The organism is Pantoea sp. DY-5 (assembly GCF_019795955.1).
Classification (GTDB): Bacteria; Pseudomonadota; Gammaproteobacteria; order Enterobacterales; family Enterobacteriaceae; genus Pantoea; species Pantoea leporis.
The window spans coordinates 215645-240290 of record NZ_JAIMIE010000001.1; the positions used below are offsets into that span (position 1 = coordinate 215645).

Here is a 24646-nt window from a genome sequence, read left to right on the forward strand (position 1 = left end):
CTGGCGGCGATAATTCATTTAATTGCAGCGGGTATGCGTTTTATTTATATTGCGACATCGATCGGTGGCGGAAACAGGCAGGGAAAGATGGCGGAAAAGGGCACGCAGGAGCTGACAAATCTGATGCAAATCAGGGCATTTAGCCAGGTGGTGGCACAAGGCAGTGTCTCACGGGCGGCAGATGAATTATTTCGCACCCAGTCGGCCATTACCCGCGCTATTCGCGACCTTGAGCTCACCCTAGGCGTGACGCTGTTTGAACGTCACGCCGGTGGCATGATGCTGACTGACTTCGGTAAATGTGTGCTGCCGCGCGCGCTGCGGGCGATTGAGGAGCTGCATCAGGTGCCGCAGCGGCTGGCAAAATTGCAGGGACGCGGTGCGCAGCGTAGCGACGCGGAACCGCTGTGGCTGTTTAACGTGCGTCGGCTGCAAATTTTTATCACGCTGTGCCAGACGCGGCATATGCAGACGGTGGCGGCACGTCTCGGACTAAGCCAGCCGGCGGTGAGCGCCGCGCTGCGCGTGCTGGAAAACGGCGCGGGCATCGCGCTGCTGGAGCGCACGCCGCACGGCATGATGCCTTCGCTGGCCGGACGTGAAATCGAAGCCAACGTGCGGCGTGCGCTCAATGAACTGCGCCACATTCCGGCCGACATCGCTGCCCGCAGCGGGATACTCGAGGGAACGGTGCGCGTAGGCGCATTGCCGCTGGGACGCACGCGTATCCTGCCGCAGGCGATCGTGATGCTGACGGCACGTTATCCGGGCGTGCGCGTGGTCACCAGTGAAAGCGCCTTTGGCGTGCTGGCCTCGGAGATGCGCTCGGGCGATATCGATTTTATTTTTGGCGCGCTGCGCCGCGATGAAGATGCGCTGGACGTCACGCGCGAGACGCTGTTCTCCGAACGCATGGTGCTGCTGGCGCGTCACGATCATCCGCTGGTGGGACGTGAGCTCTCTACCGAAGATCTGCGCGCGGCGCGTTGGGTGCTGCCGCGTTCGGCCACGCCGGCGCGTTATCTGCTGAATAATAGTTTTCAGGCGATGGGCATTCCGGCACCCGATCCGGTGGTGGAAACCGGCGATCTGGCGTTGGTGCGCGGCTTGCTGATGCAGTCGGATATGCTGGCGGCGGTCTCCGCGCACCAGCTGGAAGTGGAACTGGCGTCCGGCGCGCTGGTGGCGTTGCCGGTGCCTTTGCCGGATACCGATCGCGCTATCGGGCTGACGGTGCGTGCGGGCTGTCTGCACTCACCGGCAGCGGATGCGTTGATCCGCTGCCTGCGTGAAGTGTGCGGGCAGGACCAATAATCAACCTGCGCGCGCCGCTTCCATCAACGCATAGCGGTAACCGCGAATGCCGTAGCCGCAGATCACGCCTTGTGCGACGTCGGAAAGATAGGAGTGATGACGGAACGGCTCACGCTTGTGCACGTTGGTGATGTGCACTTCCCACAGCGGCAACCCCACGCCGGTGACCGCATCGCGGATCGCCACCGAGGTGTGCGTCCACGCCGCCGGGTTGATCACCAGCGCCTGCGCTTCGAGACGCGCCTGCTGAATCCACTCAATCATTTCCCCTTCGTGATTGGTCTGGCGAAACTCAATCGCCACGCCCAGCTCTTCCGCCGTTGCGCGGCACAGCGCTTCCACGCTTTGCAGCGTGTCGGAGCCGTAGGTTTCTGGCTCGCGGGTGCCCAGCAGATTGAGGTTCGGGCCGTTCAATACATAGATGGTTCTCATCGTGACTCCTGTAATTCAGTAAAACCAAAGAGCCGCTGTGGCGTGTGCCAAAGCACCTGACGGCGGCTCTTTTCATCGGGGATCAGCTGTTCGATCAGCAGCAGTTGCGTGCCCATATCCATGCGTTCACTGGCGCGCAGGAAAGGCCAGTCCGATCCCCACATGCAGTTTTCCGCGCCGAATGCGTCCAGCAAGGCCAGCAAATAGGGATGTCCATCGCTGAAGGGATAGGGCTGCCGGGAGAATTTCGCCAGCCCGGAGAGCTTGACGCTGGTGCGCTGCTGGCCGGCCAGCGACAGCAGCGCCTGAAAGGCTGGTTGTGCTACGCCCGCGCTGACGTCAGGCCGACCGGAGTGATCGATCAGCAAACGCGTGCGGGTGCGTGACAGCAGCGGCATCAGCGCCAGTAGCTGATCGTTTTGCACCTGAATCTGGGCAAAGAGATCCAACTCCGCCAGCCTGCCCATCAGGGCATCAAGCTGGAGAAACGGCTCGGTGCCCAGCATCGCCACGTTAAGCGCAATGCCGACGATGCCTTGATCTTTCAGGCTGGCGAGCGTGTCGCTCTCCACGTCACGCGGCGTGACGGCAATCCCCTTGAAGCGTCCTTCGCCGCGCTTGATGGTATCCAGCAGGCAGCGATTGTCGGTGTTATAGCCCGACGTTGGGCCGACAATCAGCGAGTGGCGGATGTTGTAGGCCTGCATCACTGCGCGATAGTAATTCGGCGTCGCCAGCTCGTGTCCGTCCGGGTTATAGGCGCTCTCGGGTGCCCAGGGAAAGTTTACTGGATCAAAAACGTGGTGATGGCAGTCGATGACCGGTTGCGTAAACATCAGTCTGCTTTCCCCGCCACCGAATAGAGCACCTGCTGATTGCGCGTCTGCTGGAACTGTTCCAGCGTTTCACCGCGCATCGCTGAGTAGATATGCAGGTTAGAGACGCCGACTACCGCACCCAGTTTTTCCAGCAGGAAGAAGCTGACGCCGTAATGGATCATGCCGCGCCAGTCGAGCTGGGTAATCAGCGTTTGCTCTTCAGCGCTCAGCCCGGCCTCCTGATACAGCGCCTGCGGAGCTTCGCGGAATCGCTTACGCCATTCTGGCTGAATCATGCGGTGCAGGAAGCGGTTGATGCGCAGCGCTTTAAGGCTGCGCGCCTGGGTGAACGGATAGGTGCCGGGCAGTTTTTCCACGCCGCTGAGCTGCAGGTTGATCTTATCGCGCTGACGCTGGTGCACATCGACCGGCGCTTCGCGTGACTGATTTTCGAGGATCAGCGTGGCGATCCCGGTCATCGAAGGCAGATAGTAATCCTGATGCAGTTTCTCGACGTTGGCCGACAGCGCACCGCGCATGATCAGCCACATAATCACTTCCGCACCTTCCAGGCCGCCGAGCGTGGCGTATTCCGCCAGGGTGATTTCGGTCAGGCGCTCGGGATCGTTGATCAACAAATCAATAAACTGCGCATCCCATTCGGGATTGTTGAAGCCGCAGCGCTCGCCGTGTACCTGATGTGACACGCCGCCGGTCGCGACCACCGCAACGTTCAGATCCTCCGGGAAACTTTCTACCGCGCGCTTCAGCGCCTGGCCGAGTTTATAGCAGCGACGCGCCGTCGGGATCGGGAACTGCAACACGCCGACCGCCAGCGGAACCACCTGCATCGGCCAGCCGCCTTGCCACGGTGCCAGCGCCGACAGCGGCGAAAACAGGCCGTGATCCAGCGCTTTGTCCTGGAAGAATGACATATCGAACTCATCCGCCATCAGGCTGGCACCAATATGCTGTGACAGCGCCGCATGGCCTTTTACCGGCGGCAGATCGCGCGGGCCGCCGCCTTCATCCGCAACGGCATATTCGTCATCAATGCCCAGCACAAACGCCGAGTAGTGATCAAAAAAGAAGGAGGTGACGTGATCGTTAAACACATACAGCAGCACATCCGGTTTTTTCTCCTTCAGCCAGCGCTGCATCGGGGCAAAGCCATCGAAAATCGGGGCCCATGCGCCTTCCTGCTGCTTGTTGTGATCGACCGCAAAGCCAATGGTGGGAGTATGCGAAACCGCTAAACCGCCTATGATTTTAGCCATAATTTTTTGACCTCTACTTCATCGATTATTGAGGGTACGCGACAGGGACGGCAGGTCGTTAAGGTCGATGCCTTTAACCTGACGGGCCACCTGTGCAGGGTGATGTCGGGTGATGGAAAGTGCCGCCAAAACTGCCGGGAGCGACAAAACGATAAAAATGGCTGTTTGCCCAGGGAACACGCCGAGCAGCACGCCGCCCAGCGACGAGCTGATAATGGCGCCGCTGCGACCAATGCCGTGCATCCAGCACACGCCGGTGGCGCGCATTTCGGTGGGATAAAAGGCCGGGGAGAAGGCCTGCAATCCGGTTTGTGCACCGTTGATGCAGACGCCGGCGAAGAACACCAGCAGCGCCAGTACATTCGGGCCAAAGCTCCAGATGCCCTGCGACACCAGGCAGAAGCTGCCCAGCAGATAGAACAGGGCGATAACATATTTCGCTTTAAAACGGTCCATCAGCCCACCAACCATCAGGCCGCCGAAGGTGCCGCCGAGCTGGAATAAGCCCGCCACAATCGCCGCGCGCTCCAGCGTTACGCCGCCAGAACGCAGGATGGTTGGCAGCCAGCCGTTAAGCAGGTAGATGACAAAAAGCCCCATGAAGTAGGTGAGCCATAACACCACCGTGCCGCCTGCATAGTCGCGGCTGAACAGCTGCAGCACCTGCGCCTTTTTCGGGATGATTGGCGCATTGAGCACAAAGGCGGTGCCAGCGGAGAATTCGCCGCCCAAACGTTTGAGCACGGCGGCAATCTTGTCGCGACTGACTTTGCGCACCACCATATACATCGCCGATTCCGGCAGCAGCCACAGCAGCAGCGGTAACATCAGCAGCGGCAGCAAGCCTCCTAAACCCAGCACTGCTTGCCAGCCAAAGTGCGGCAGCATACCGGCGGCAATGAATCCGCCCAGTCCGGAACCGATATTAAATCCGCTGTACATCACGGTGATCATCAGGCTGCGACGGCGCTCCGGCATATATTCCGACACCAGCGTGACGCAGTTGGGCATCACCGCACCGAGACCGAGGCCAGTGAGAAAACGTAACACGCCCATTTCCAGCGGCGTGCGGGCGAAAGCGCTCATCAGGCTGAAGCAGGCGAAGACGGCAATCGACAGTAGCAGCACGCGTTTGCGGCCAAATTTGTCGGACCACGGACCGGCAATCAGCGCGCCAATCGCCACGCCGAACATCGCGGCACCGAGAATCGGCCCCATTTCCGCATGGCTGATGCCCCAGTCTTCAATCAACGCGGGCGCAATGAAACCCATCGCTGCCGCGTCGTAGCCATCAAACATGATGATGATGAAACACAGGCTGAGGGTCAGCCACTGGTATCCGGTGATCGGGCGGGCGTCGATCCAGCCTTTTACATCGATAATGTCGTGATTGCTCATAGGATACGCTCTGATTTTTTTATTAATGACGTTATCGGGTTGAGATTTTTTTCTGCCCTGACATTGGCCGGGCGCATCACTTTAACCCGATTGCAGGGGTAAGTTTTATAGTTTTTAGCTTTTAAAACAGATTGTTGCATGTTTTTGTGTTCTTGCTTCCATAACCAAATTAGGGATGGCGTGCGAGTTTGTCTGCCATAAAATGGTTATGAAGGTATGAGTTTTGTTTATTTGGTGAGCTGCGTCGGAAAAATGAGAAAGCGAGTCGAGGCTGAGAAATGGTGGGTATTGAGCAGGGCAGAAGCGCTATTTAGAGCAGGCTGAAGAGCAGAATTTTGTCAGAGGGGGAAGCAGCGGAGAGCCGTTTGCGGCGCTCTCCGCCAGATATATTACATGCGTTCGACGGTTTTGATGCCCAGCGTATCCAGACCTTGCTTCAGCGTTTTCGCGGTTAACGCGGCCAGCTGCAGACGGCTCAGACGGATATTCTCGTCCTCGGCGGAGAGAATTGGGCAGTGTTCGTAGAAGCCGGAGAACTGGCCGGCCAGATCGTAGAGGTAAGCACACATCACGTGTGGCGTACCGTCGCGCGCGACCTGAGTAATCACTTCTTCGAACTGCAGCAGACGCGTGGCCAGCTGCGCTTCACGCTCTTCGGTCAGCACGATGTCGCCGCTCAGGCTATCGGCATCAATGCCGGCTTTGCGGAACACCGACAGCACGCGCGTGTAGGCGTATTGCATGTAAGGCGCGGTGTTGCCTTCGAAGGCCAGCATGTTGTCCCAGTCGAAGATGTAATCGGTGGTGCGGCTTTTTGACAGGTCAGCGTATTTCACCGCGCCGATGCCAACCACTTCCGACAGATCCTTCAGCTCCTGCGCGGACATCTCTGGATTTTTCTCGCTGACCAACGCATGCGCGCGTTCAACCGCTTCATCCAGCAAATCGGTGAGGCGAATAGTACCGCCGCTGCGGGTTTTAAATGGACGACCATCTTTACCCAGCATCATGCCGAAGGCGTGATGTTCAAGCGGTACCGATTCCGGCACGTAACCGGCTTTACGCACGATGGTCCACGCCTGCTGCAGGTGCTGATGCTGACGGGAATCGATGTAATAGAGCACGCGATCGGCATGCAGGGTTTCGAAGCGGTATTTGGCGCAGGCGATGTCGGTGGTGGTGTAGAGATAGCCGCCATCTTTCTTCTGAATGATCACGCCCATCGGTTCGCCTTCCTTGTTTTTGAACTCATCAAGGAAAACTACTGTGGCGCCTTCGCTGGTCACCGCCAGGCCTTTTTCGCGCAGATCGGCGACGATGCCCGGCAGCATGTCGTTGTACAGGCTTTCACCCATCACATCTTTGCGCGTCAGCGTCACGTTCAGGCGGTCATACACCTGCTGATTCTGGCTCATGGTGATATCAACCAGCTTCTTCCACATGCTGCGGCAATATTCGTCGCCACCCTGCAGTTTCACCACGTAATTACGCGCGCGCTCGGCGAAGGCTTCGTCGGCATCGTAGGTCACTTTGGCTTCGCGGTAGAAGGCTTCCAGGTCAGCCAGCGCAATCTCTTCGTGATGTTCGTTCTGCTGTTTTTCCAGATAGGCAATCAGCATACCGAACTGCGTGCCCCAGTCGCCGACGTGGTTGGCGCGGATCACGTTATGGCCGAGGAACTCCAGCGTACGCACTGCCGCATCACCAATGATGGTGGAGCGAACGTGACCGACGTGCATCTGCTTCGCCACGTTAGGCGCGGAGTAATCCACCACGATAGTTTGCGGCGCAACCGCGCTCACGCCAAGGCGCGGCAGCTGCAGCGCCTGCGCGGTTTGCGCGGCCAGCCATGCACGATCGAGGAAGATATTGATAAAGCCGGGACCGGCGATTTCGACTTTGCTGGCGATGCCGTTAAGATCCAGATGTTGAATCACCTGCTCAGCCAGTTGTCGCGGTGCCTGACCGAGCTTTTTCGCCACGGCCATCATACCGTTTGCCTGGTAATCACCGAACTGTACCTTCGCAGACTGACGAACCTGAGGTTCGCAATCGGCAGGCGCACCCGCCGCAATCATTGCCTGACTGACTTTGTCGGAAAGAAGAGCCTGAATATTCACCGCGTTACCTTCATATGCTGAAAAGGCCCGCCTGTAGGCGGCGAGCCGATGTCGTCATCCCGCAACTGCGCGGCGGGACGAAAAATAAGAGGGGAAGTATACGTGAAATGTTAAAGTGAGTCAGCTATTCGGTATCTGATGACAGGCAACATCGGGCCCTCAGCGCCGATTAACGGCGCCGTGGGTGACGACGAGGATTTTTAACGCTTTTGTCTTCACGCACCTTCCAATGGCGGGAAATTGCAAATCCCATTAATGCAATCAGGACCGCGACAACAATGAGCATAGACATAAGGCCGTTCCTTGTAGTTGTGAAACCCAAATTTATAAGAAAGGGTTTCAAGCTGCAATTGTTTGCAACCTAAATAAGAGTTATCTCATTGTATTAACTATTATGATTAATAACAAATAGTTAGGTCACTTTCATAAAGTAACTGCTGGACCTGATTAGGCGATAAATCCGAAATGAATGGTCTATTTATGCAGTTTTCAGCCTTTTTGACGCCTAAATCGGATGAATCCGACAATTTTGTCAAGCGGAATCAACGGCTAGCAAATTTCATATTGATTAGTAAACCTGAACTGAATTAGAGGTAAGGCTTGATGCAGACCCACTTTCCTATGGAATTGGATGATTTAAAACAAGACATGGCTCGTTTTGAGCAGTCGCTGGTGAATTTTTCTGAACGTTTAGGCATTAATCTGGCCGAACATGAAGCCGATCACGTTGCGGTACGCTGCCACCAGTTTGCGACAGCAGAACGCTGGAAAGCGGGCTTATTGCAGATCGGAACGCGGTTTTCCGAGGCAATGATCAATGGTCGCCCGATCTGCCTGTTCAAACTGCATCAGCCATTGAACCTGGCGGGCTGGCAAATCGATGTGATTGAACTGCCGTGGCCGGGCGAAAAGCTGTATCGCCATGAAGGCTGGGAACACGTGGAGATTGTGCTGCGTGGAGAACCGGAAACGCTGGGTGTGCGGGCGATGGCGCTGCTTTCAGATGATGCGCTGACGCAGCCGGGCATCTCGTTTAAAACCAGCGCGCCCAAAGGCGAGAACGAGCGTTTGCCCAATCCGACGCTGGCGGTGACGGACGGGCAAACCACGATTAAGTTTCATCCGTGGCGACTGGAAGAGATCGTCGCCAGCGAGCAGGCTTAACGGCGCGCCGCGACCGCTTTTTGCAAACGCGCGACCGCCTGTTCCAGCGTGGCGCGCGTACAGCCAAAGTTGAAGCGCACGAAATTATCGTCGCCAAAATCGTGGCCCGGTGAAAAACCGAGACCGTGCTGCTCGAAGTAATCCATTGGGCTGGCGACATCCAGCTTGCTGGCGTCGATCCAACCGAGGTAAGTCGCTTCCGGCGCGGCCATCTGCAGTTCGGGCAGTGCATTGACCTGCGCCACCAGCCAGTCGCGATTGGCGCGCAGATAATCCAGCTGCGCTGCCAGCCATGCATCGCCATCGCGCCACGCCGCTTCGGCCGCCACCAGCGCCAGAATATCCACGCCAGGCACAATGCCTTCACGTACGCGTTTGAACCGTGCTCGCAGCTCTGAATTGGGAATGATCGCCAGCGATGCACCCAATCCAGCAATATTGAAAGTTTTCGACGGAGATAGCAGCGTGATGCTGCGCTGTGCGGCATCTTCACTTAAGGCCGCAAACGGAATGTGCTGCGCGCCGGGTGACAGCAATAAATCGCAATGGATTTCATCGGAGCAGACGATCAAATCATGCTGCTGCGCAAATGCCAGTTGCGCTTCCAGCTCGTCACGACGATAAACCGTGCCGCCCGGATTCTGCGGATTACACAGCATTAGCAGGCGTTCATTGCCCTGCATCGCGCTATCATCCAGAACCATCACCCAGCGATCGTTTTGTAAACGCAGCGGTAAATTTACCTGCGCGCGGTCAGCCAGCTTCGCTGCACCGCGAAACGGCGGATAGATCGGCGTCGGGGAAACAGTAGATTCGCCAGACTCCGTGAATGCGCGGACCGAAAGATTCAAACCACACACCACGCCGGGCAATAACACAATCCAGTCCGGCTCAATCTGCCAGTTGTAGCGCTGCGCTAAACGCGAAAGGGTGATATCAATCAATCCGGTTGGCGTTGCACCATAGCCAAATACACCGTGCTCAGCGCGCTGTTTAATGGCCTCAATCACACCCGGCGGCGAACGGAAATCGCTGTCCGCTACCCAGAGCGGCAGCACATCGCGATCACCATATTTGTGCCATTTCAAACTATCGCTGTGACGACGGTCTATCCATTGATTAAAATCGAATGCCATAGTGCGAGTTCCACGTAAACTGTCCAATTAAGTAGACTAACTGAAGCATTCATCCCGAGCCAGAAGTCATGAGAAGGAGCATGGTATGACGAAACTGGAAATTTGTTGCTACGGCATCGACTGCGCAATGACTGCGCAGCTGTCCGGTGCCGATCGCGTGGAGCTGTGCAGCGCACCGCGCGAAGGTGGGTTGACGCCTTCAGCCGGCGTGCTGGAAGTGGCACGACGTGAAATTTCGATCCCGGTACATCCTATTGTCCGTCCGCGCGGCGGCGATTTTTGTTACACCAACTATGAGTTTGAGTCGATGAAATCTGACGTTGCGCTAATGCGTGAACTCGGTTTTCCTGGCTTAGTGATTGGCATGCTGGATGAAGATGCGCATGTCGATATCGTCCGCATGCAGCAGATCATGAAACTGTGTGACGGCATGGACGTCACCTTCCATCGCGCCTTCGATTTATGCCACAGCCCGAAACGCTCACTTGAGGTGCTGGCTGATTTAGGCATCGCGCGTATCCTGACGTCTGGCCAGCAACAAAGCGCCGAAGCAGGAATTGCATTATTACGGGAACTAAATGAACACAGCACAGGTCCGATTATTATGGCCGGTGCGGGCGTGCGTTTGAGCAATATCCAGAAGTTCATCGACAGTGGATTGCAGGAAGTCCACAGCTCCGCCAGCCGTTTAGTCGCTTCGCCGATGCGCTACCGTAAAGCCGGTGTTTCTATGTGCTCCGAAGCGGAAACCGATGAATTCAGCCGCTATTGCGTTGATGGTGACGTGGTTGAAGCCATGAAAAGCATGACGCAGTTGAGCGCCGTCCGGGTAGCCTGAATTTACCCCGATTTTGCCGCGCAGCACGCCAGTCCCAACGACGTGATGTTTGCAAGTACCAACCCCAGTTCTTCTAACTGGGGTTCTTTTTATCTGCAATTCCCGCGGAGATAGCGTGATCGAGTAAATGATGCTTTGATTACTCTTTGGCTTCGTACGGATAACCTTCATGAAATCCATCCCTTGTACCGTATTAATGCTGCTTCTCCCTTACTGCGGCGTCGCGCTGGCGGTCAGCACGGCGTGTCCGCCGATGAGCAAAAACATCACCAGCAGCAACAACTGGATCATGCTGGGCGGCGATGCCAAAGGCGCAGTGCGACAGGTAGTAGCGGGCGAATTTGGCAAAGATGTGAACTCGCAAAAGCGCGTACTCGGCCAGTTTGATCAGTGCGGCGATTTGATGGTGGCCGATATCTCCTACGACAAAAATGAAGGCAACGTCCTGCTGACGATGGAACAACATATCGCCCGCGTTCAGCGCGGCTGGGTGGCGGAATATGCCTACATGGTCAAAGTGATCAAAGCGGGGCAGGAGGAAGTGGTCGACAACCGTCAGGGCACCATCAACTGGCAAATCGGGCAGCATGGCAACATCGTCAGCTCATCCGATAAATTCACCAGCATGGGCAAAGATGGCTTTACCGATACCACTTATCGCTATGACAAACAGTTCAGAGTGGAAAAAAGCGTGGCGCGCGGCAGCGATAATATGACCAACGGCGAAAGCAGCTGGCGCTGGAATCCACAAGGATTGGTAACCTCATCCACCAGCGCGCGCAGCAAAGATACTTATAGCTATGATAACCAGTGGCGAGAACTGCGTTTGAACAGCACCGCGACCACGCCAGTCAGCACGCTGCGCTCGGTGGATGAGTGTCAGCTGTGGGATGAAGTGGGCAACTGCACGCTCAGTTATCTGCATGAAACCGAAGTTTTCGCCAAAGGCACCATTGAACGCCATCTCAGCTCCGCTTATAAATACCAATACTGGAACGCACCCAACGAAACCGCCGCACAAGATTAAAGCAAACTACACAAAACCCACATTAAGGCAAAGAATCAGGGCCGCGGAGTAAAGCTTCCGCCGCATGGATGCGGCGGCAGAGTCCACAAGGACGTGTTCACGACGCCTTTACGGAGCGGCCCTGATTCTTTGCCTGGAACGCACTGAACCAAACAGGGAGCCCGCACATGACACTCATCCTTTCATTCCTTTTCGCCATCACCATCCTCACACTCACGCCCGGTTTTGATACTGCATTAGTGCTGCGTTCAGCCGCCGCGCAAGGCTGGAAACGTGCCTGGGCTACAGCATTTGGCGTTACGCTGGGTTGCCTGGTGTGGGGCGTTGCGGTGGGTTTGGGATTGGGCGCGCTGCTGCTGGCCTCGGAAATGGCGTATAACCTGCTGAAATGGGTCGGTGCGGCCTATCTGCTCTATCTCGGCGTCAAATTACTCATCAACCCACGCACCCAAGCGGAAGAAGGGCCGCGCGCGCAGAGTAAAGAGCAAAGCTATGTTGCCTGCTTTACGCGCGGACTCTTTGGCAATCTATTAAACCCGAAAGTCGGCGTGTTCTACGTCACCTTCCTGCCGCAATTCATTCCGGCGGGTGCGTCGGTGCCGCTGTGGTGTACGCTGATGGCGCTCACGCACATGGTGATTGGATTAGTGTGGAATGCGGTACTGATTGGCAGCAGCCAGTACTTTGCGGCGCATCTGCGTCGTCCAGCGGTGCTAAAAGTGATGGATCGCCTGACGGGCTGCGTGTTTATTGGCTTCGCCGCGAAGCTGGCGCTATCGCGGCGTTAGACATTACGGCTTGCGGGCCACTAACACGGCGCGCAGCGGGGCGGGATAACCTTCAACGGTCTTACTGCTATCATGCGGATCAAGGAACTCGGCCAGCGACTCGCTGGTCATCCAGCTGGTGCGACGCTGCTCTTCCACGGACGTCACCGCGTAATCCGCGATGCGCACATCGACAAATCCGCACTTCTCCAGCCAACTCTTCAGCGCCGCCGCAGAAGGGATAAAGTAAACATTACGCATCTGCGCATAACGCTCGCCCGGCACCAACACCGCGTTCTCATCGCCTTCAATCACCAGCGTCTCCAGCACCAGCTCACCGTCACTGACTAACTGATTTTTCAGCTGCATCAAGTGATCGAGCGGCGAACGGCGATGATAAAGCACGCCCATTGAAAACACGGTATCAAACGCTTGCAACGCCGGCAGTTGCTCTATGCCCAGCGGCAGCAAATGCGCACGACGATCGTCGCCCAACAGCTTACGCACCGCTTCAAACTGGCACAAAAACAGTTGCATTGGATCGATGCCGACCACCAGCTTCGCGCCCGCGCCAATCATGCGCCACATGTGATAGCCGCTACCGCAGCCGACATCCAGCACCGTGCGATGCTGCAACGGCGAAATGTGCGGCAACACGCGATCCCATTTCCAGTCGGAACGCCATTCGGTATCGATCTCAGTACCGTACAGCGAATAAGGACCTTTGCGCCACGGCATCAGATTGCGCAGTAGATTCTCAATGCCAAGACGCTGACGATCGGTCAGATCCTCAACATCCGCGCTCACGCTGTGCAACAAATCCAGCTTCTGCGGCGTCAGCAGCGGCAGATAATCAACTGACTTCTCCCAGTCGCGGAACTTACCGTGCAGATTCTCACGCTGCCATGCGGCGACTTGCGCCGGTAACACTTCCAGCCAACTGGCGAGCGGGCCGGTGGCGATCTGCTGATAAAAACGGCCAAACTCAATCATTTCAACGCCACCAACGAACCAAAATTAAAGCACTGGAACCACAACTCCGCATGTTTGAAACCGGCGGTTTTCAGGCGCGCTTTATGCGCTTCAACGCTATCGGTCAGCATCACGTTCTCCAGCATGCTGCGTTTCTGGCTAATCTCCAGCTCGCTGTAACCGTTAGCGCGTTTGAAATCGTGATGCATGTTAAACAGCAACTCGCCGACATCGGCATCTTCAAAACTGAACTTCTCCGACAACACCAGCGCGCCGCCCGGATTTAATCCGTTAACAATCTTCTTCAGCAGCTCGAGACGTGCCGGTGGCTCAAGGAATTGCAGGGTAAAGTTCAGCACCACCAACGAGGCGTTCTCAATGTGGATGTCCTGAATATCTGCTTCGATCACCTGCACCGGCGTATCCGCGCGGAAGGCGTCGATATGGCGACGGCAGCGCTCCACCATCGCCGGCGAATTATCCACGGCAATAATCTGGCAGCCGGGCACATGAATATTGCGGCGCACCGACAGCGTGGCGGCACCGAGTGAACAGCCGAGATCGTAAACCTGGCTATTCGGCTGAACGAAGCGTTCCGCCAGCATGCCAATCATCGAAATGATGTTGGAATAACCCGGCACCGAGCGCTGAATCATATCGGGAAAAACTTCAGCTACGCGCTCGTCAAAGGTCCAGTCGCCCAGCTTATCGATGGGCGCGGAAAATAGCGTATCGCGATCAGACATAATGAAAGGTCCGGAGAGAAAACGGAAAGGGCGCTATTTTGGCAGAAACGCGGGCAGGCTGCACCCTTTGCGTTGCGTCTAGAACAGGCTCGATTGATGCGGCCAGTCGGGCAGATCGCGTAACCCTGGCTCCAACTGCTGCAACTGTGGCCACAATGCCTGAATCAGCGGAAACACCTCGCCCATATCCGGCGTATGAATAAACAGCAGCGGATCGCTATCCCGCTGCCACGCTTGCAGCTTGCTGTGCCACGGCTGAAACAGCGGCACGCTCTCCGCCACGCTATCACTGCCAATGAAACGCACCATCGGTTGCGCACCGGTACGCACCACATGCAGCGGCACGCGCGGCTTTTGCGATCGAGCGTGCACCGCTGCGGCCGACTGTGAGGTGGAGGCATGCACCGGACGACTATCCAGCATCACCCGATTAATTTGACGCTCCAGCAAACCGCGATTCAGCGCGCGTTCAGCATCTCCTTTGGCGAAAAATGCCTGATGCCGCACCTCAACGCCATAGCGGAAATTGCGCGGCAAACTGTCGAGAAAAGACCATAGATCGCCGAGCTGAGCCGGAGAAAACGCCGCCGGCAGCTGCAGCCAGTATTGACCAATGCGCGTGCTGAGTGGATCGAGCAGGCGGAAAAACTCATTCAGCAACTCATCACAGTCGCGTAGCGCCGCTTTATGGCTGATGCTTTCGGGAAACTTGAAGCAGAAACGGAAATCGTCGTGCGTCATGTCGCGCCAGCGCAGCACCACTTCCGGCTTTGGCAGCGCATACAACGTGGTATTGCCTTCCACACAACCAAACAGCTGCGCGTAATCGGCTAAGGTCTCAATACCGAACTGTTTCCATTGCGCGTGCTGCCATTGCGGTAATCCAATACGAAGTGTCAACGCGAACTCCTGAATCCTTTAGGGCGGGAAAGGGCGGCTTAATGTAACCTGTTTTGATGTCGGCAGGAAAAACAGCGCGATAAAGCATAATGTTTTGTCCGCTTTGATCGGGCTCCACTTATCCTGCCTGGGTTTTTCCATTATAATAGCCGCCTTTTTTGCGACAGCATCTCAGAAGGTTACGCGGCCTGATGTTGTCTGGCAGCAGCGGCGAAGTTAAAAGGATACGTTATGCGTACAGAATATTGCGGACAGCTCAATCTGTCTCACGTGGGTCAGCAAGTCACTCTCTGCGGCTGGGTAAATCGCCGTCGCGATTTGGGTAGCCTGATTTTTATCGATATGCGTGACCGTGAAGGTATCGCTCAGGTGTTCTTCGATGCCGATCGTCAGGACGCTTTCCAGCTGGCATCTGAGCTGCGTAACGAATTCTGTATCCAGATCACCGGCACCGTGCGTGCACGTGACGAAAAGAACAAAAACAGCGACATGGCGACCGGCGAAGTGGAAGTGTTTGCCCATGAGCTGAACATCATCAACCGCGCTGAACCGCTGCCGCTGGACTCTAACCAGGTCAACAGCGAAGAAGCGCGCCTGACTTATCGCTATCTGGACCTGCGTCGTCCGGAAATGGCTCAGCGTTTGAAAACCCGCGCTAAAATTACCAGCTTCGTGCGTCGCTTTATGGACGACCAGGGTTTCCTCGATATCGAAACGCCAATGCTGACCAAAGCCACGCCAGAAGGCGCGCGTGACTATCTGGTGCCAAGCCGTGTGCATAAAGGTAAATTCTACGCGCTGCCGCAGTCGCCACAGCTGTTCAAACAGCTGCTGATGATGTCGGGTTTTGACCGCTACTATCAGATCGTTAAGTGTTTCCGTGACGAAGATCTGCGTGCCGATCGTCAGCCTGAATTCACCCAAATCGACGTGGAAACCTCTTTCATGACCGCCGAGCAGGTGCGTGAAAAGATGGAACGTCTGATTCGTGAACTGTGGATCAACATCAAAGGTGTGGATCTTGGTGACTTCCCGCAGATGACTTTTGCGGAAGCGATGAACCGTTACGGTTCAGATAAACCAGACCTGCGTAACCCAATGGAGCTGGTGGACGTTGCCGATCTGCTGAAAAACGTGGAGTTCCAGGTGTTTGCCGGTCCAGCCAACGATGCCAAAGGCCGCGTGGCTGCCCTGCGTGTACCGGGCGGTGCAGCGCTAACACGTAAGCAAATTGATGAGTACGGCGAATTTGTCAAAATCTACGGCGCCAAAGGTTTGGCGTGGATGAAAATCAACGAACGCGCGAAAGGCTTCGAAGGCGTACAGAGCCCGGTTGCCAAGTTCCTCAGCGCAGAAATTGTTGAAGACATTCTCAACCGCACTGGCGCACAAGATGGCGACCTGATCTTCTTCGGTGCGGACCGCGCCAAAGTGGTGGCGGATGCGCTGGGCGCGCTGCGTCTGAAAGTGGGCCGCGATCTGCAAATCACCGATGATAAAGCCTGGGCGCCGCTGTGGGTGATCGACTTCCCTATGTTTGAGGAAGATGAAGAGGGCGGCCTGGCAGCGATGCACCATCCGTTCACGTCGCCGAAAGACATGAGCGCAGAAGAGCTGGCAACCGATCCAGTTCAAGCGGTGGCCAATGCTTACGATATGGTGATTAACGGCTACGAAGTGGGCGGCGGTTCCGTGCGTATCCACAGCGGTAAAATGCAGCAGACGGTATTCAGCATCCTCGGTATCACCGAAGAAGAGCAGCGTGAGAAGTTTGGCTTCCTGCTTGATGCACTGAAATACGGTACGCCACCGCACGCGGGCCTGGCGTTTGGTCTGGATCGTCTGACCATGTTGTTGACCGGCACCGATAACATTCGTGATGTGATCGCGTTCCCGAAAACCACCGCCGCAGCGTGCATGATGACCGAAGCCCCAAGCGAAGCCAATCCAGCTGCGCTGCTGGACCTCGGCATTCTGGTGGCGCCGAAGAAAGAAAAGACAGAGAACAAGTAATGGGCTTTAAACATCCGGTTTCGGTGTTGGTGGTGATTTTTGCCCGCGATACCGGCCGGGTGTTAATGCTGCAGCGACGTGATGACGACAGCTTCTGGCAATCGGTCACTGGCAGCCTGGAAGCGGGCGAAACCCCGCGCCAGGCAGCTCAGCGCGAAGTGTTAGAAGAACTCGCCATCGATATTGCGCACGAAAAGCTAGTGCTGGACGATTGCCACAAGCAAATCGAGTTTGAGATCTTCCCGCACTATCGTCATCGTTACGCACCGGGCACCACGCACAATCGCGAACACTGGTTCAGGTTGGCTATACCCGCAGAACGCGACCTGCTGCTCACCGAGCATCTCGCCGCGCGCTGGCTCGAACCCGCCGCTGCCGCAGCCCTCACCAAGTCCTGGAGTAACCGCCAGGCGATTGAAGAATTTATCTGAATGCTCGCCGCCGCGCGTTTTTCCGGTGGCGAATGCATTAAGTTTTATGAATCTGGTGAGTTTTCAATGAACGCACCGAACAATATCGAACAGTCAGGCGTAATCGGCGCCGCGAGGTTGTTCACCGCCAGCGCACAGCAACCGGAGCGTACTTATGCACGTGAGGATTGCGAGCACTGCCGGGGGACAAGATCGCAAGTAAGATAGCCTGCACCCAGTAAAAGATCGGAGAATATGTAAGATGGCTGGACACAGTAAATGGGCGAATACTAAGCATCGTAAAGCTGCTCAGGATGCTAAGCGCGGTAAAATCTTCACCAAAATCATTCGTGAGCTGGTCACCGCCGCGAAACTGGGCGGTGGCGATGCGGGTTCTAATCCACGTCTGCGCGCAGCGATGGATAAAGCGCTGTCTAACAACATGACGCGCGACACCATGAACCGTGCCATCGCACGCGGCGTGGGCGGTGAAGATGATTCCAACATGGAAACCATCATTTATGAAGGTTACGGTCCGGGCGGCTCAGCAGTGATGATTGAGTGCCTGAGCGACAACCGCAACCGTACCGTGGGCGAAGTGCGTCATGCCTTCACCAAAACCGGCGGCAACCTCGGTACCGACGGTTCGGTTTCTTACCTGTTCAGCAAGAAGGGCGTGATCTCCTTCGCGCCAGGTCAGGACGAAGATGCGGTGATGGAAGCGGCGCTGGAAGCCGGTGCTGAAGACGTTGTGGCCTATGACGACGGTGCGATTGATGTCTTCACCGCGTGGGAAGAGATGGGTACGGTGCGTGATGCGCTGGAAGCGGGCGGTTTGAAAGCGGACTCGGCTGAAGTCTCGATGATCCCGTCAACCAAAGCTGAAATGGATGCCGAAACCGCGCCGAAACTGCTGCGCCTGATCGACATGCTGGAAGACTGTGACGACGTGCAGGAAGTTTACCATAACGGTGAAATCTCTGATGAGATCGCAGAAACGCTGTAATGGCGTTGCTTAAAACCCCACTCACCGGAGACGCGCCGTGGCGATAATTCTCGGGATCGATCCCGGCTCGCGCGTCACCGGTTACGGTGTTATTCGCCAAACCGGCCGCCAGCTTACCTATCTGGGCAGCGGCTGTATCCGCACCAGCGTCACCGATCTGCCGACGCGCCTCAAACTGATCTACGCGGGCGTCAGCGAAATTATCACCCAGTTCTCACCCGACTATTTTGCCATCGAGCAGGTGTTTATGGCCAAGAATGCGGACTCAGCGCTGAAACTGGGCCAGGCGCGCGGTGCGGCGATTGTCGCGGCTGTGAATCATGATTTGCCGGTGTTTGAATATGCGGCGCGCCAAGTGAAGCAAACCGTTACCGGTACCGGCGGCGCAGAGAAAAGTCAGGTGCAGCATATGGTACGAACCTTGCTAAAACTGCCGGCCAATCCGCAGGCGGATGCCGCCGATGCGCTGGCCATCGCCATTACGCATTGCCATATGAGCCAAAATGCGGCGCGTATCAGCGATACGAAACTGGTGATGACGCGCGGGCGTATGCGATCGGGTTAGCGGAAACGAAATGCTAAGTTAGGCTGGATATTCATCCAGCCTTTTTTATGCTATAAACTCAGGCTTACTAACAGATTAAGGAACTGCTCAGGTGATTGGTCGTTTACGAGGCAACATTCTGGAAAAACAGCCGCCGCTGGTGTTGATTGAGGCGCACGGTGTCGGTTATGAAGTGCACATGCCAATGACCTGCTTTTACGAGCTGCCGGAGATCAATCAGGAAGCGATCATCTTTACGCAGTTTGTGGTACGTGAAGATGCGCAGCTGCTGTTCGGTTTCAATAACAAGCAGGAACGCACGCTGTTCCGCGAGCTGGTTAAGGTGAATGGCGTTGGGCCAAAACTGGCGCTGGCGATTCTGTCTGGCATGTCGGCCCAGCAGTTCGTGACCGCCGTTGAGCGACAAGAGATTGCCTCGCTGATCAAACTGCCGGGCGTGGGTAAAAAAACCGCCGAGCGTTTGATTGTGGAGATGAAAGATCGCTTTATCGGCATGCACGGCGATCTGTTTGGTGGTGATTCAACCTTTACGTTGACCACGCCATCCGCTGCACAAGACAATAACGATGCTGAAGCCGAAGCGGTTTCAGCGCTGGTGGCCCTCGGCTATAAACCGCAGGAAGCCAGCCGTATGATCAGCAAAGTCGGTAAACCGGATGCGGATTGCGAAACCCTGATTCGTGAAGCCCTGCGCGCAGCTATTTGAGGTAAAGCATGATTGAAGCCGATCGTCTGGTCTCGGGCAGTTCCTTTAACGAAGAAGAAACGCTCGACCGTGCCATTCGCCCTAAGCTGCTGACGGAATATGTTGGCCAGCCGCAGGTGCGCGAGCAAATGGAGATTTTCATCCAGGCTGCGAAACTGCGTGGCGATGCACTCGATCATCTGCTGATTTTCGGCCCGCCGGGATTGGGTAAAACCACGCTGGCTAATATCGTCGCTAACGAAATGGGCGTCAATCTGCGTACCACGTCCGGTCCGGTGCTGGAAAAAGCCGGCGATCTGGCGGCGATGCTCACCAACCTTGAACCGCACGATGTGCTGTTTATCGATGAGATCCATCGCCTGTCGCCGGTGGTGGAAGAAGTGCTGTATCCGGCGATGGAAGATTATCAGCTGGATATCATGATTGGTGAAGGTCCGGCGGCGCGTTCGATCAAGCTCGATCTGCCGCCGTTTACCCTGATTGGTGCCACGACGCGCGCCGGTTCTTTAACCTCGCCGCTGCGCGACCGTTTCGGTATCGTGCAGCGCCTTGAGTTCTATAACGTGCCCGATCTGCAGCACATTGTGGGCCGTAGCGCGGCCTGTCTTGGTCTGGCGCTGAGCGAAGAGGGCGCGTTGGAGATAGCGCGTCGTGCACGCGGTACGCCGCGTATCGCTAACCGCCTGCTGCGCCGCGTGCGTGACTTTGCGGAAGTACGAGCGAACGGCAACCTGAGCGGCGAAGTGTCAGCCAGCGCGCTGGATATGCTTAACGTCGACAGCCAGGGTTTCGATTACATGGACCGTAAACTGCTGCTGGCGATTATCGATAAGTTTTCGGGTGGTCCGGTGGGCTTAGATAACCTGGCAGCGGCGATTGGCGAAGAGCGGGAAACTATCGAGGATGTGATTGAACCCTTCCTGATCCAGCAAGGATTCATTCAACGCACGCCGCGTGGCCGAATGGCAACGCAACATGCTTACAAACACTTTGGTATCAGTCGCGAAGAGTAAAACGGCGTTATGCCGCCGGTTTTTTTGCCATGCTGATGATGAACAATACCGCCGCGCATAACACCACCGAAGGACCGGCTGGCGTATCGTAAGTGGCGGAGAAGGTCAGCCCGCCGGTCACCGCGATAATACCGGCAATCACCGCAAAACCGGCCATCTGTTCCGGTGAGCGTGAGAAGCGACGTGCCGTCGCCGCCGGGATAATCAGTAGCGATGTAATAATCAAGGCACCAACAAACTTCATCGCTACGCCGATGGTTAATGCGGTGACCAGCATCAACATCAAACGCGTGCGCTGAATGTTAACGCCATCCACCTGCGCCAGCTCCGGGCTGATGGTCATCGACAACAGCGAATTCCACTGCCACGCCATCACCGCCAGAACAATCGCCACGCCGCCGGCCATCATCCATAAATCATTGGGCGTCACCGCCAGCAGATCGCCAAACAGGTAAGCCATCAGATCGACACGTACGCCTTGCATCAGACTAACGACCACCAAACCCAGCGACAGCGCGCTGTGCGCCATAATGCCGAGCAGGGTATCGATAGCCAGATGCGGGCGACGCTCCAGCCATACCAATCCCAACGCCAGACACACGGTCACCAAAATCACCGCATAGTAAGGATTCACGTTGAGCAGCAAACCAAACGCCACGCCCAGCAAGGATGCATGCGCGAGAGTATCGCCGAAGTAAGACATGCGGCGCCAAACAACAAACGAGCCAAGTGGGCCGGCCGCCAGCGCCAGCAACACGCCGCCCAGCCAGCCAGGCAATAACAGTTCAATCATGACGGGCCATTTCCTTTGCGCAGAACAATACGTCCCTGTAAATCGTGACGGTGATTATGATGATGACGATAAATCGCCAGCTGCTGCGCGCCGCGTGGGCCAAACATCGCGATAAACTCGGGATGTTGTGACACCGCTTCTGGCGTGCCGGAACAGCAGATGTGATGGTTGAGACACAGCACTTCGTCGGTTTTCGCCATCACCAGATGCAGGTCGTGTGAAACCATCAGCACACCGCAGTTCAGTTCGCGGCGCAGCTGATCGATCAAATCGTACAGCGCAACCTGGCCGTTGACGTCAACGCCTTGTGTCGGCTCATCGAGCACCAGCAGTTGCGGGTCATTAAGTAACGCGCGCGCCAGCAGCACACGCTGGGTTTCACCGCCAGAGAGTTTTTGCAGTGTCGCATGCAGCAGATGCCCAGCTTGCACGCGCTTCAGCGCCGGTAAAATGGCATCGCGTTTGGTGCCGCGCGATAGGCGCATAAAACGTTCAACGGTGATCGGCAACGTTGGGTCGATGTGCAGTTTTTGCGGCACGTAACCGATACGCAAATCAGCGGCGCGCTTGACGCTGCCGCTGGTGGGTTTGAGCAGCCCGAGCACCGCGCGAACCAGCGTGGATTTGCCGGCGCCATTCGGGCCGAGCAGGGTGAGAATTTTTCCCGGTTCAAGTGCGAGGCTAATGCCTGCGAGCACCGGACGCTGGGAGAATTTCACAGAAATGTTTTCAAGTGTGACAAGTGGCGGCATGTTATTTACGGGTTGCATTGAATTTCGAATGTTATAATATCACATTCCATCAACGGGTCACGATGGAATGACGTATTATGTTACACAATAAAAAGTGCCTTATTTTCACCCTTACTGCTGCGGCATTTGCCGCCACAAGCACGTTTCCCGCGCACTCTGCGGTGGTTGCTTCAATCAAACCTCTCGGATTTATCGCAGCGGCTATCGCAGATGGCATTACGCCGGTTGAAGTATTGCTGCCCGATGGCGCCTCAGAACATGATTATGCTTTACGTCCTTCCGATGTAAAACGTATTAAAAACGCAGACTTAGTGGTGTGGACAGGCCCAGAGATGGAAGCCTTTCTCACTAAGTCAGCAGCGGAGTTGCCCGCTAACAAAAACCTCGAAATTGCAGCATTGCCAGGCATAAAACCGCTATTGATTAGCGGCGATGATGAAGATGAGGAACATGAGCACGGTCACGATCACGATCATGGCTCAGAAAATTCCGAAGTCCAAGACGGGTCTCATGCGCAGCACCATCACGGACAGTTTAATATGCATCTGTGGATGTCCCCTGACATGGCCTTACAATCTGCGGTTGCAATCCATGGAAAATTATTGGAACTTATGCCGCAAAGCAAAGCCAAACTTGACGCTAATCTGCAGGAGTTTAAAGCAGAATTAGCCGATGCAGACAAACACATCGGCGCGCAACTCGCGCCCGTGCGGAACAAGGGTTATTTCGTTTTTCACGACGCTTACAGCTACTTTGAAAAACATTACGGTTTGTCACCTTTAGGTCATTTTACCGTCAACCCTGAAATCCAGCCGGGCGCCCAGCGTTTACATCAAATACGAACACAGTTGGTTGAGCAGAAAGCCGTTTGCGTTTTCGCTGAACCACAATTCAGACCGGCCGTCATCGATGCCGTGTCCCGTGGAACTTCCGTACGAAAAGGCACGTTAGATCCGTTGGGGATGGACATCAGCTTATCCAAAGACAGTTACGTGAAATTCCTTTCACAGCTGTCTAGCCAGTATGCGAGCTGCCTGAATGGAGCATGAGGAATAGGTAAAAGTGCAGCAGATAGCCCGCTCTGTCGCCCTCGCATTTAATAATTTGCCGCGCCCCCACCGCGTTATGCTGGGTTCATTAACCGTTGTCACGTTGGCCGTCGCAGTATGGCGGCCTTACGTTTACCATCCGCGCGATGTCGCGCCCATCGTGAAAACCATCGCGCTGGATAAAGACGAACTGCGTACGCTATTGCCGGAAGCCAGTGAGCCGATCGATCAGACGACCGAAGAACCGGCCGACGATATTCCTGCTGACGATATTGATAAAGACGTTCCAGATAATCCTAACGTACATGATTACACCGTCTCTTCAGGCGATACGCTTAGCAGCGCGTTAAATCAGTACGGTATTGAGATGGGCGATATCAACGCATTAGTCAGCAGCGATAAAGATCTGCGTAACATGCGCGTTGGTCAGCAACTGAGCTGGACGCTGGATGCAGATGGACAACTGCAAACCTTCAGCTGGGAAATCGATCGTCGTGAAACCCGTACTTATCAGCGCGCCGACAATGGCAGCTTTAAGATGCAGCAGGAGCTGCAAAAGGGTGAGTGGCAAAACAACGTACTAAAAGGTGAAGTGCGCGGCAGCTTTGCTGCCAGCGCCCAGCGTGCGGGCTTGACCAGCGCAGAAACCAGCAACGTGATCAAAGCGATGCAGTGGCAGATGGATTTCCGCAAACTGCGCGCGGGTGATGACTTCAGTGTGTTGATGTCACGTGAAATGCTTGATGGAAAAAGTGCCCAAAGCCAATTACTTGGCGTACGTTTACGCACCGGTGGCAAAGACTATTACGCCTTCCGTGCGGAAGATGGCAAGTTCTACGATCGCAATGCATCTGGGTTAGCACGTGGCTTCATGCGCTTCCCAACTGTTAAGCAGTATCGTGTCTCTTCCAACTTCAATCCGCGTCGCCTTAACCCGGTAACCGGCCGCATCGCACCGCATAAAGGTGTCGATTTCGCTCTGCCCATTGGTACGCCAGTTTTAGCTGTGGGCGATGGTGAAGTGGTAATGGCGAAAAACGGCGGTGCTGCCGGAAATTACGTGGCGATTCGCCACGGTCGTCAATATATGACGCGTTACATGCACTTGAGTAAAGCGCTGGTTAAACCGGGGCAAAAGGTGAAACGTGGCGATCGTATTGCGCTGTCGGGTAACACCGGACGTTCAACCGGCCCGCATCTGCACTATGAAGTGTGGATCAACAATCAGGCAGTGAATCCGTTGACGGCAAAACTGCCGCGCATGGAAGGGTTGACGGGTAAAGATCGCAGCACTTACATGGCGCAAGTGAAAACCTGGTTGCCGCAGTTGACGTTGAAATAACGCATTATTGCGCGTAACACTTAAAAACCGACGGATTCTTCGTCGGTTTTTTGCTATCTGGCGCATGAAGATTGCAAAATTAACCATC

25 protein-coding genes are annotated in these 24646 nt (G+C 55.7%); 13 read left to right on the forward strand and 12 right to left on the reverse strand.

The features are described 5' to 3' along the window. Window positions 1–87 precede the first annotated feature (87 nt). Window positions 88–1314: a LysR family transcriptional regulator gene (locus K5Y30_RS01035; RefSeq protein WP_192234128.1), complete on the forward strand. Its 1227-nt coding sequence runs from the start codon at window positions 88–90 to the stop codon at window positions 1312–1314. On the opposite strand, the gene aroQ is transcribed toward K5Y30_RS01035, so the two are convergent. From aroQ to K5Y30_RS24800, 6 genes are all read right to left on the reverse strand, one after another. After that, the gene (gene aroQ / locus K5Y30_RS01040) at window positions 1315–1746 is read right to left on the reverse strand and encodes a type II 3-dehydroquinate dehydratase (RefSeq protein WP_137385953.1); all 432 of its coding nucleotides are present in this window, start codon (window positions 1744–1746) and stop codon (window positions 1315–1317) included. Next, window positions 1743–2582, reverse strand: a complete 840-nt coding sequence (locus K5Y30_RS01045) for an amidohydrolase (RefSeq protein WP_222210298.1) — start codon at window positions 2580–2582, stop codon at window positions 1743–1745. The genes aroQ and K5Y30_RS01045 overlap by 4 nt, the downstream gene beginning before the upstream one ends. Then, the gene (locus tag K5Y30_RS01050; RefSeq protein WP_222182555.1) at window positions 2582–3841 is read right to left on the reverse strand and encodes a gallate dioxygenase; all 1260 of its coding nucleotides are present in this window, start codon (window positions 3839–3841) and stop codon (window positions 2582–2584) included. The genes K5Y30_RS01045 and K5Y30_RS01050 overlap by 1 nt, the downstream gene beginning before the upstream one ends. Before the next feature lie 18 nt (window positions 3842–3859). Continuing rightward, window positions 3860–5239 (reverse strand): aromatic acid/H+ symport family MFS transporter, encoded by a 1380-nt coding sequence (locus tag K5Y30_RS01055; protein ID WP_222210299.1) that lies wholly within the window; start codon window positions 5237–5239, stop codon window positions 3860–3862. 389 nt (window positions 5240–5628) lie between these two features. Continuing rightward, complete coding sequence (gene argS, locus K5Y30_RS01060; protein WP_222210300.1) at window positions 5629–7359, reverse strand: arginine--tRNA ligase; 1731 nt, start codon at window positions 7357–7359, stop codon at window positions 5629–5631. Window positions 7360–7528: 169 nt separating this feature from the next. Beyond that, window positions 7529–7651 carry a hypothetical protein gene (locus K5Y30_RS24800; RefSeq protein WP_007889544.1) on the reverse strand — a complete coding sequence of 41 codons (123 nt, stop codon included), beginning with the start codon at window positions 7649–7651 and terminating at the stop codon, window positions 7529–7531. A gap of 311 nt (window positions 7652–7962) precedes the next feature. Here K5Y30_RS24800 and K5Y30_RS01065 point away from each other — a divergent pair, with 311 nt between their 5' ends. Further along, on the forward strand, window positions 7963–8523 hold the full coding sequence (locus K5Y30_RS01065) for a VOC family protein (protein WP_222182549.1): 561 nt from the start codon (window positions 7963–7965) through the stop codon (window positions 8521–8523). Here the strand turns inward: K5Y30_RS01065 and K5Y30_RS01070 are convergent. Further along, entirely contained in the window at window positions 8520–9659 is a 1140-nt protein-coding gene (locus tag K5Y30_RS01070) for a MalY/PatB family protein (protein ID WP_222210301.1), read from the reverse strand. The genes K5Y30_RS01065 and K5Y30_RS01070 overlap by 4 nt on opposite strands. An 85-nt stretch (window positions 9660–9744) precedes the next feature. Between K5Y30_RS01070 and cutC the strand changes: the two genes are divergently transcribed. The 3 genes from cutC to K5Y30_RS01085 all read left to right on the forward strand — a co-directional run bounded on the left by cutC (window position 9745) and on the right by K5Y30_RS01085 (window position 12312). Continuing rightward, window positions 9745–10497 carry a copper homeostasis protein CutC gene (gene cutC / locus K5Y30_RS01075; protein WP_222210302.1) on the forward strand — a complete coding sequence of 251 codons (753 nt, stop codon included), beginning with the start codon at window positions 9745–9747 and terminating at the stop codon, window positions 10495–10497. 169 nt (window positions 10498–10666) lie between these two features. After that, a complete protein-coding gene (locus K5Y30_RS01080) occupies window positions 10667–11524 on the forward strand; it encodes a hypothetical protein (RefSeq protein WP_222210303.1) in 858 nt (285 codons plus the stop codon). Between the two features lie 167 nt (window positions 11525–11691). Beyond that, complete coding sequence (locus K5Y30_RS01085; RefSeq protein ID WP_222210304.1) at window positions 11692–12312, forward strand: LysE family translocator; 621 nt, start codon at window positions 11692–11694, stop codon at window positions 12310–12312. Window positions 12313–12315: 3 nt separating this feature from the next. On the opposite strand, the gene cmoB is transcribed toward K5Y30_RS01085, so the two are convergent. From cmoB to K5Y30_RS01100, 3 genes are all read right to left on the reverse strand, one after another. Continuing rightward, the gene (gene cmoB, locus K5Y30_RS01090) at window positions 12316–13284 is read right to left on the reverse strand and encodes a tRNA 5-methoxyuridine(34)/uridine 5-oxyacetic acid(34) synthase CmoB (protein WP_110866314.1); all 969 of its coding nucleotides are present in this window, start codon (window positions 13282–13284) and stop codon (window positions 12316–12318) included. Continuing rightward, window positions 13281–14009 (reverse strand): carboxy-S-adenosyl-L-methionine synthase CmoA, encoded by a 729-nt coding sequence (gene cmoA, locus K5Y30_RS01095; protein ID WP_097097065.1) that lies wholly within the window; start codon window positions 14007–14009, stop codon window positions 13281–13283. Before cmoA ends, cmoB begins: the two co-directional genes overlap by 4 nt. Before the next feature lie 78 nt (window positions 14010–14087). Next, window positions 14088–14909: a DUF72 domain-containing protein gene (locus tag K5Y30_RS01100; protein WP_222210305.1), complete on the reverse strand. Its 822-nt coding sequence runs from the start codon at window positions 14907–14909 to the stop codon at window positions 14088–14090. 231 nt (window positions 14910–15140) lie between these two features. On the opposite strand from K5Y30_RS01100, the gene aspS reads away from it, so the two are divergent. The 6 genes from aspS to ruvB all read left to right on the forward strand — a co-directional run bounded on the left by aspS (window position 15141) and on the right by ruvB (window position 20622). Further along, window positions 15141–16922, forward strand: coding sequence for an aspartate--tRNA ligase (gene aspS / locus K5Y30_RS01105; RefSeq protein ID WP_222210306.1), 1782 nt, complete (start codon window positions 15141–15143; stop codon window positions 16920–16922). Further along, entirely contained in the window at window positions 16922–17353 is a 432-nt protein-coding gene (gene nudB / locus K5Y30_RS01110) for a dihydroneopterin triphosphate diphosphatase (protein ID WP_008110490.1), read from the forward strand. The genes aspS and nudB overlap by 1 nt, the downstream gene beginning before the upstream one ends. 241 nt (window positions 17354–17594) lie before the next feature. Further along, window positions 17595–18338: a YebC/PmpR family DNA-binding transcriptional regulator gene (locus K5Y30_RS01115; RefSeq protein WP_222182537.1), complete on the forward strand. Its 744-nt coding sequence runs from the start codon at window positions 17595–17597 to the stop codon at window positions 18336–18338. Between the two features lie 37 nt (window positions 18339–18375). Further along, window positions 18376–18903, forward strand: coding sequence for a crossover junction endodeoxyribonuclease RuvC (ruvC, locus tag K5Y30_RS01120; RefSeq protein WP_008110486.1), 528 nt, complete (start codon window positions 18376–18378; stop codon window positions 18901–18903). A gap of 91 nt (window positions 18904–18994) precedes the next feature. Further along, window positions 18995–19609 (forward strand): Holliday junction branch migration protein RuvA, encoded by a 615-nt coding sequence (ruvA, locus tag K5Y30_RS01125; RefSeq protein WP_007889559.1) that lies wholly within the window; start codon window positions 18995–18997, stop codon window positions 19607–19609. An 8-nt stretch (window positions 19610–19617) separates the two neighbouring features. After that, window positions 19618–20622: a Holliday junction branch migration DNA helicase RuvB gene (gene ruvB, locus K5Y30_RS01130; protein ID WP_007889560.1), complete on the forward strand. Its 1005-nt coding sequence runs from the start codon at window positions 19618–19620 to the stop codon at window positions 20620–20622. A gap of 7 nt (window positions 20623–20629) precedes the next feature. Here the strand turns inward: ruvB and znuB are convergent, their stop codons facing one another. Together znuB and znuC are read right to left on the reverse strand one after the other, a co-directional pair. Next, window positions 20630–21415, reverse strand: a complete 786-nt coding sequence (gene znuB, locus K5Y30_RS01135; protein ID WP_222182535.1) for a zinc ABC transporter permease subunit ZnuB — start codon at window positions 21413–21415, stop codon at window positions 20630–20632. Beyond that, window positions 21412–22167 carry a zinc ABC transporter ATP-binding protein ZnuC gene (znuC, locus tag K5Y30_RS01140; protein ID WP_222182533.1) on the reverse strand — a complete coding sequence of 252 codons (756 nt, stop codon included), beginning with the start codon at window positions 22165–22167 and terminating at the stop codon, window positions 21412–21414. The genes znuB and znuC overlap by 4 nt, the downstream gene beginning before the upstream one ends. Before the next feature lie 77 nt (window positions 22168–22244). Between znuC and znuA the strand changes: the two genes are divergently transcribed. After that, a complete protein-coding gene (gene znuA / locus K5Y30_RS01145; RefSeq protein ID WP_222210307.1) occupies window positions 22245–23216 on the forward strand; it encodes a zinc ABC transporter substrate-binding protein ZnuA in 972 nt (323 codons plus the stop codon). 13 nt (window positions 23217–23229) lie between these two features. Next, window positions 23230–24558, forward strand: a complete 1329-nt coding sequence (mepM, locus tag K5Y30_RS01150) for a murein DD-endopeptidase MepM (RefSeq protein WP_061718586.1) — start codon at window positions 23230–23232, stop codon at window positions 24556–24558. The last annotated feature ends 88 nt before the right edge of the window (window positions 24559–24646 follow it).

Bases quoted from the DNA above. Each gene is read 5' to 3' on its own strand.
- K5Y30_RS01050 (WP_222182555.1), bottom strand. From the start codon at position 3,841: ATGGCTAAAATCATAGGCGGTTTAGCGGTTTCGCATACTCCCACCATT.
- znuC (WP_222182533.1), bottom strand. From the start codon at position 22,167: ATGCCGCCACTTGTCACACTTGAAAACATTTCTGTGAAATTCTCCCAG.
- K5Y30_RS01065 (WP_222182549.1), top strand. From the start codon at position 7,963: ATGCAGACCCACTTTCCTATGGAATTGGATGATTTAAAACAAGACATG.
- K5Y30_RS01035 (WP_192234128.1), top strand. From the start codon at position 88: ATGGCGGAAAAGGGCACGCAGGAGCTGACAAATCTGATGCAAATCAGG.
- ruvB (WP_007889560.1), top strand. From the start codon at position 19,618: ATGATTGAAGCCGATCGTCTGGTCTCGGGCAGTTCCTTTAACGAAGAA.
- cutC (WP_222210302.1), top strand. From the start codon at position 9,745: ATGACGAAACTGGAAATTTGTTGCTACGGCATCGACTGCGCAATGACT.
- K5Y30_RS01085 (WP_222210304.1), top strand. From the start codon at position 11,692: ATGACACTCATCCTTTCATTCCTTTTCGCCATCACCATCCTCACACTC.
- znuB (WP_222182535.1), bottom strand. From the start codon at position 21,415: ATGATTGAACTGTTATTGCCTGGCTGGCTGGGCGGCGTGTTGCTGGCG.
- K5Y30_RS01080 (WP_222210303.1), top strand. From the start codon at position 10,667: ATGAAATCCATCCCTTGTACCGTATTAATGCTGCTTCTCCCTTACTGC.
- K5Y30_RS01045 (WP_222210298.1), bottom strand. From the start codon at position 2,582: ATGTTTACGCAACCGGTCATCGACTGCCATCACCACGTTTTTGATCCA.
- K5Y30_RS01070 (WP_222210301.1), bottom strand. From the start codon at position 9,659: ATGGCATTCGATTTTAATCAATGGATAGACCGTCGTCACAGCGATAGT.
- aspS (WP_222210306.1), top strand. From the start codon at position 15,141: ATGCGTACAGAATATTGCGGACAGCTCAATCTGTCTCACGTGGGTCAG.
- aroQ (WP_137385953.1), bottom strand. From the start codon at position 1,746: ATGAGAACCATCTATGTATTGAACGGCCCGAACCTCAATCTGCTGGGC.
- K5Y30_RS24800 (WP_007889544.1), bottom strand. From the start codon at position 7,651: ATGTCTATGCTCATTGTTGTCGCGGTCCTGATTGCATTAATGGGATTT.
- K5Y30_RS01115 (WP_222182537.1), top strand. From the start codon at position 17,595: ATGGCTGGACACAGTAAATGGGCGAATACTAAGCATCGTAAAGCTGCT.
- nudB (WP_008110490.1), top strand. From the start codon at position 16,922: ATGGGCTTTAAACATCCGGTTTCGGTGTTGGTGGTGATTTTTGCCCGC.
- cmoB (WP_110866314.1), bottom strand. From the start codon at position 13,284: ATGATTGAGTTTGGCCGTTTTTATCAGCAGATCGCCACCGGCCCGCTC.
- znuA (WP_222210307.1), top strand. From the start codon at position 22,245: ATGTTACACAATAAAAAGTGCCTTATTTTCACCCTTACTGCTGCGGCA.
- K5Y30_RS01055 (WP_222210299.1), bottom strand. From the start codon at position 5,239: ATGAGCAATCACGACATTATCGATGTAAAAGGCTGGATCGACGCCCGC.
- cmoA (WP_097097065.1), bottom strand. From the start codon at position 14,009: ATGTCTGATCGCGATACGCTATTTTCCGCGCCCATCGATAAGCTGGGC.